The organism is Mitsuaria sp. CC2, from assembly GCF_048957715.1.
GTDB lineage: Bacteria > Pseudomonadota > Gammaproteobacteria > Burkholderiales > Burkholderiaceae_C > Roseateles.
Map to the genome: position 1 here is coordinate 1 of NZ_JARVXN010000030.1, position 4,515 is coordinate 4,515.

A 4,515-nucleotide genomic window follows, 5' to 3' on the forward strand; every position below is an offset into this window, starting at 1 on the left:
AGCGAGGTGGCGCGACGGCTCGCGCACGAGATCAAGAACCCGCTGACGCCGATCCAGCTGTCGGCGGAACGGCTGCAGTTCAAGCTCGAGTCCAAGCTCGAGGGCAACGACCAGGCGATGCTGGTGCGATCGGTGGGCACCATCGTGAACCAGGTCCAGGCGATGAAGCAGCTGGTCAATGAATTCCGGGACTATGCTCGGCTCCCGGCGGCCAAGCTCGCGCCGCTGGACCTGAACGGGCTGGTCGCCGAAGTGCTGACGCTGTACGCCGAAGCCCAGGAGGCGGGACAGCTGCATGCAGACCTGGCGGTCGATCCGCCGCTGATGCTCGGGGACGCGCCGCAGTTGAGGCAGGTGATCCACAACCTCGTGCAGAACGCGCTGGACGCGGTCAGCCATCGTCCGGACGGGCACGTGACGGTGCGGACCCAGAAGGCGTTGACGGAATCGGGAGAGCTGCGGGCGCTGCGGCTGGTGATCGTGGACAACGGGCCAGGTTTTGCCGAGCACGTGCTGAAGCGCGCCTTCGAGCCTTACGTCACGACGAAGACGAAGGGCACGGGGCTGGGCCTGGCGGTAGTGAAGAAAATCGCCGACGAGCACGGTGCGAGGATCCGCTTGGTGAATCTCCCAGCAGCCAGCGGCGCCGATCAGCCGCCGAGCGGCGCACAAGTTTCGTTATCATTTTCAAAACTCGCGACTGCACCGAGCCCTGCGCAGGACGCGCCTCGGCCGCGTGAACAGTAGGCATACATGGCAACCATTCTTGTTGTTGACGACGAATTGGGCATCCGGGCCCTCTTGTCTGAAATCCTCTCCGACGAGGGGCACACCATCGAACTCGCGCAGAACGCCCAGCAGGCGAGGGCCAGCCGCGAGCGCTCGCGACCGGACCTGGTGCTGCTGGACATCTGGATGCCGGACGTCGACGGCATCACGCTGCTCAAGGAATGGGGCAGCACCGGCCAGTTGACGATGCCGGTCATCATGATGAGCGGCCACGGCACCATCGACACGGCGGTCGAGGCGACCAAGTTCGGCGCGATGGCCTTCCTGGAGAAGCCGATCACGCTGCAGAAGCTGCTGCGCGCGGTCGAGCAGGCGCTGGTGAAGACGGCGCCGCGTCCGGCACCGCCGGCGGCGCCGGTGATCGGCACGGTGATCGGCAACAGCTACCCGCGTCCGGAGACGATGCAGCCCATCGCCACCGGCGGTGCAATGCCGGTGCAGACGGCCGGCCTGGCGCCGGTGACGCCGCTGCCGCACCAGGGCCTCGCCTCCGAGCAGGTCTTCGAGCTGGACCGCCCGTTGCGCGAGGCGCGCGACGCGTTCGAGAAGAGCTACTTCGAATTCCACCTGGCCAAGGAGAACGGCTCGATGACCCGCGTGGCCGAGAAGACCGGCCTCGAACGCACCCACCTGTATCGCAAGCTCAAGCAACTGGGTGTCGATTTGTCGAGAAACAAGCGCGGCAGCGGAATTTAGTGCTATAGTCGCTGTCTTCGTTGTTCAGCACGGGTCGCAAGACCTGGAACCCGGATAACGAAGCGAGACCCAGTCTCACGGCCAAGTAGCTCAGTTGGTAGAGCAGCGGATTGAAAATCCGCGTGTCGGTGGTTCGATTCCGCCCTTGGCCACCAGATTCAAAAAAGCCCGGCTCTGCCGGGCTTTTTTCATTGCGGCTTCAAGATCGCCCAGGGTTGACGGCCAGCCATGTAGTACGCGCGATCGAAACGCTGCTGCGCGCCTTCCCCTGCATACACCTTCGACGAGCACACGCCAGGCAAACGCATGCACAACTCGTCCGGCGCAACCGCGATCAATTGACCGCCCTCCGCGCGCGCCATCAGGAGCACGTCATTCGAGGGCAGCACCAGCATCATGCTGTCACCTTCCTTCAATGCATCGACCAGGTTCTTGAAGAACGGTGAAGGCGGCGTGTACTCCGCCGGGCGCAATTGCCGCTGAGACGATTGCAAGAATCGAGACGCCAGTGTCTTGGAAGCCTCTGGCAGCAGCGCCCATCCCCGCGACATCTGGTTGCCCAGTTCGATGCGCTCCCGTTCCATGCCCAAGGTGTAGTGAAAGCGCACGCCACGCTGGCTCGCGGCGTCCACCATCTCAGGTATCGATCGCTTGAACGTGGTCGACCTGCTCGCCTCGCCGCGCGCCGGCGGCGGCGCCTCCGTCGCTCGCTCGAAGCCATCCGCGCGCCCCGTGGCGAGAAATTCCAGCGCGCCAACTGCCATTTCGACCGGCGGCAACTTCCGGGCATTCCACGCCTGGACTTGGCTCATCAACGCAGCGACCTTGTCTGCGTCAATGCACTCATGCGAAGACATCGGCGCCGTGGCCGCGCAAGCGCCCACCGGGACGGTCGGCAATGTTTGAGACAGGGGGTTCATGGCACGACTCCTTGACGCCCGATGGCGCCGACCGGCACCGCGGACATCGCAGCGCCAAGGTCGTCGAGTCCCCTCCACGAGCGCGCAGGTTCGTCCGATCTACTTGGTGATGATGTCCCGATGCATCGGCGCCAGCAGCGCCAGCAGGCGGTTCTGCACCGCGAACGGCACCTTCTGGTCATCCATGGAGAACTGCAGGTCCTCGACCAACGCATTGAAGTCAGCCTTGTCCAGGGCCAGATGGGCATGCGACTTCACCATCGTCTCGCCGTCGTAGAGGCAAGGCCCGCCAGTGAGCTGGCAGAACTGCTTGCCGATCGACTCTTTCAGCGCCTTCGGATTCACGCCGTCGAACTTCTTCTTGATGCGTTCGTCCGCATAGGCGCGATCGATCAAGTTGTCGACGATACGAGCGATGCCTGCCTCGCCGCCGAGCGCGCGGTACAGCGCATCGTCCGCCGCGATCGCAGGGGCAGCCATGCCCATGCCGACCAGCAGCGCCAACAGGCCCGCCATCCATCCCCTTCGAGCCGATCGAATCATCCGGAACTCCTCGTCGAGTGATTGGTCGTCGTCGCGGTCTGGCGTCGCGTCACGCCGGCCTTCAGTACGCGAACTGGATCGATCCGTAGACCCCGCGCTGACGTCGCGGCTGGATTCCCGGAACGATGCGCCCCAGGTCCACGTAGGCCGCCGTCAGCGACATGTGCTTGTTCGGCGCCCACGCGACGAACACATCCTTCCAGTCGTCTTCGCGCAATCCGTCGCCGAGGGCGGAAGGGTTGAGCTTGTCAGGCTTCATGCGGTACTCGGCGCCGATCGCCCATTCCTTGTTGATCAGGTAGGCGACCGAGATCTCGGGCATCAGCGCATAGCGGCTGCTGGCTGTGCCGCCGAAGCCCAGCAGACCGTTCTGGTTGGCCCGCGTCGCGCGCAGCGTCACGTTCACCAGCGTGCTCTGCGCGAGGAACAGCTTGGTGGCGCTCAGGTAGACGTCGACGCCGTTGCGCTTCGCGCCGAGCGCACCCAGCGTCGGCGCCAGGCCGCCCGCATCGAGGTGCTTGTATTCGACGCCCAGCGCGATCTGCGGCATCCAGGTGTCGGCGTCCAGCACGGCGTCGCCGCCGAGGCGGACCTTCGCGCCCAGGATCGTCTGTTTCAGCTTGAGCCCCGGCAATCCCAACGCCGCGCCCGTGCCGCCGGCACTGAAGTCCTGCTTCGCGAGCGAGAGCTCGACGCGCTCGCCGAAGGCCACGGACGCGCCGTAGCCGGACAGGCTGTAATCCTGCACCGGCAGTCGCGTGAAGTAGGCCGTGGCGCCGACCTGGCCGCTGGTGGCATAGCTGCCGGTCAATGCCCAGGGGGTCAGGCCTCCACCGGCCGCGCCATCGATGCTGCTTACGCCGCCCGTGAGCAGCAGCTTGCCCTGCGCCTGCGCGGCACAAGCCAGCGGAACCGCCAGCGAGCCGGCCACCAGGACAGGGACAAGCGTTCGAAGCATTACCAGGCGCCTGTGTTGGGCATCGAGATCCATGGCTCCGCCGGCGGCAGCGCCGGACCGTCCTGCAGGAGCTCGACGGAGATGTTGTCGGGCGAACGGACGAAGGCCATGCGGCCATCCCGCGGCGGGCGGTTGATCAGCACGCCAGCGTCCATCAGGCGCTGGCAGGCGGCGTAGATGTCCGGGACAGCATAGGCGACATGGCCGAAGTTGCGACCGCCCGTGTAGACCTCAGGGTCCCAGTTGAACGTGAGTTCGATCTGGGCCGCCTCGTCGCCAGGCGCGGCGAGATAGACCAGCGTGAAGCGGCCGGCCTCATGCTCGGTGCGACGGACTTCCTCCAGGCCGAGCGCGTCGCGGTAGAAGTGCAGGGAAGCTTCGAGGTCGGTCACGCGGACCATGGTGTGCAGATACTTCATGAGCGCTCGGCGGATGGCGTTGGAAGGATGACGGGGAGGACAGGGGAACGACGCATTGTGGCCGCGAAAGAGAAAAGGCCCGCATCAGCGGGCCTTCTTGCGGGCGGAGCGCGCCTGGGGCTCAGGTCGTCTGCGGCGCGGCGTCACCGCCTTGCGCCTGCGCGGCCTGGGCCAGGCGCTGCGTCAGCTC

The 4,515-nt window shown here is 65.7% G+C and carries 6 protein-coding genes and 1 tRNA gene; 3 read left to right on the forward strand and 4 right to left on the reverse strand.

Features of this window, described 5'->3' with window-relative positions:
• The 3 genes from PV762_RS20425 to PV762_RS20435 form a co-directional block, all read left to right on the forward strand.
• Nucleotides 1–747, forward strand: a 747-nt coding sequence (locus tag PV762_RS20425) for a sensor histidine kinase (protein ID WP_421036837.1), incomplete at its 5' end; no start/stop codon positions are given.
• 6 nt (nt 748–753) lie between these two features.
• Entirely contained in the window at nt 754–1,485 is a 732-nt protein-coding gene (locus PV762_RS20430; RefSeq protein WP_421036838.1) for a response regulator, read from the forward strand.
• 79 nt (nt 1,486–1,564) lie between these two features.
• Nucleotides 1,565–1,640 (forward strand) — tRNA-Phe (locus tag PV762_RS20435).
• A 33-nt stretch (nt 1,641–1,673) separates the two neighbouring features.
• Here the strand turns inward: PV762_RS20435 and PV762_RS20440 are convergent.
• The 4 genes from PV762_RS20440 to PV762_RS20455 all read right to left on the reverse strand — a co-directional run bounded on the left by PV762_RS20440 (nt 1,674) and on the right by PV762_RS20455 (nt 4,325).
• Entirely contained in the window at nt 1,674–2,405 is a 732-nt protein-coding gene (locus PV762_RS20440; RefSeq protein ID WP_421036839.1) for a hypothetical protein, read from the reverse strand.
• Between the two features lie 99 nt (nt 2,406–2,504).
• Nucleotides 2,505–2,921, reverse strand: coding sequence for a group I truncated hemoglobin (locus PV762_RS20445; RefSeq protein WP_421036840.1), 417 nt, complete (start codon nt 2,919–2,921; stop codon nt 2,505–2,507).
• Between the two features lie 88 nt (nt 2,922–3,009).
• Nucleotides 3,010–3,906: a DUF3034 family protein gene (locus PV762_RS20450; RefSeq protein ID WP_421036841.1), complete on the reverse strand. Its 897-nt coding sequence runs from the start codon at nt 3,904–3,906 to the stop codon at nt 3,010–3,012.
• Nucleotides 3,906–4,325 (reverse strand): VOC family protein, encoded by a 420-nt coding sequence (locus PV762_RS20455; RefSeq protein WP_421036842.1) that lies wholly within the window; start codon nt 4,323–4,325, stop codon nt 3,906–3,908. Before PV762_RS20455 ends, PV762_RS20450 begins: the two co-directional genes overlap by 1 nt.
• Nucleotides 4,326–4,515 lie beyond the last annotated feature (190 nt).

What these genes read in the sequence shown, in the direction of transcription:
- PV762_RS20430 (WP_421036838.1), top strand. Translation starts at nt 754, where the DNA reads ATGGCAACCATTCTTGTTGTTGACGACGAATTGGGCATCCGGGCCCTC.
- PV762_RS20440 (WP_421036839.1), bottom strand. Translation starts at nt 2,405, where the DNA reads ATGAACCCCCTGTCTCAAACATTGCCGACCGTCCCGGTGGGCGCTTGC.
- PV762_RS20445 (WP_421036840.1), bottom strand. Translation starts at nt 2,921, where the DNA reads ATGGCGGGCCTGTTGGCGCTGCTGGTCGGCATGGGCATGGCTGCCCCT.
- PV762_RS20450 (WP_421036841.1), bottom strand. Translation starts at nt 3,906, where the DNA reads ATGCTTCGAACGCTTGTCCCTGTCCTGGTGGCCGGCTCGCTGGCGGTT.
- PV762_RS20455 (WP_421036842.1), bottom strand. Translation starts at nt 4,325, where the DNA reads ATGAAGTATCTGCACACCATGGTCCGCGTGACCGACCTCGAAGCTTCC.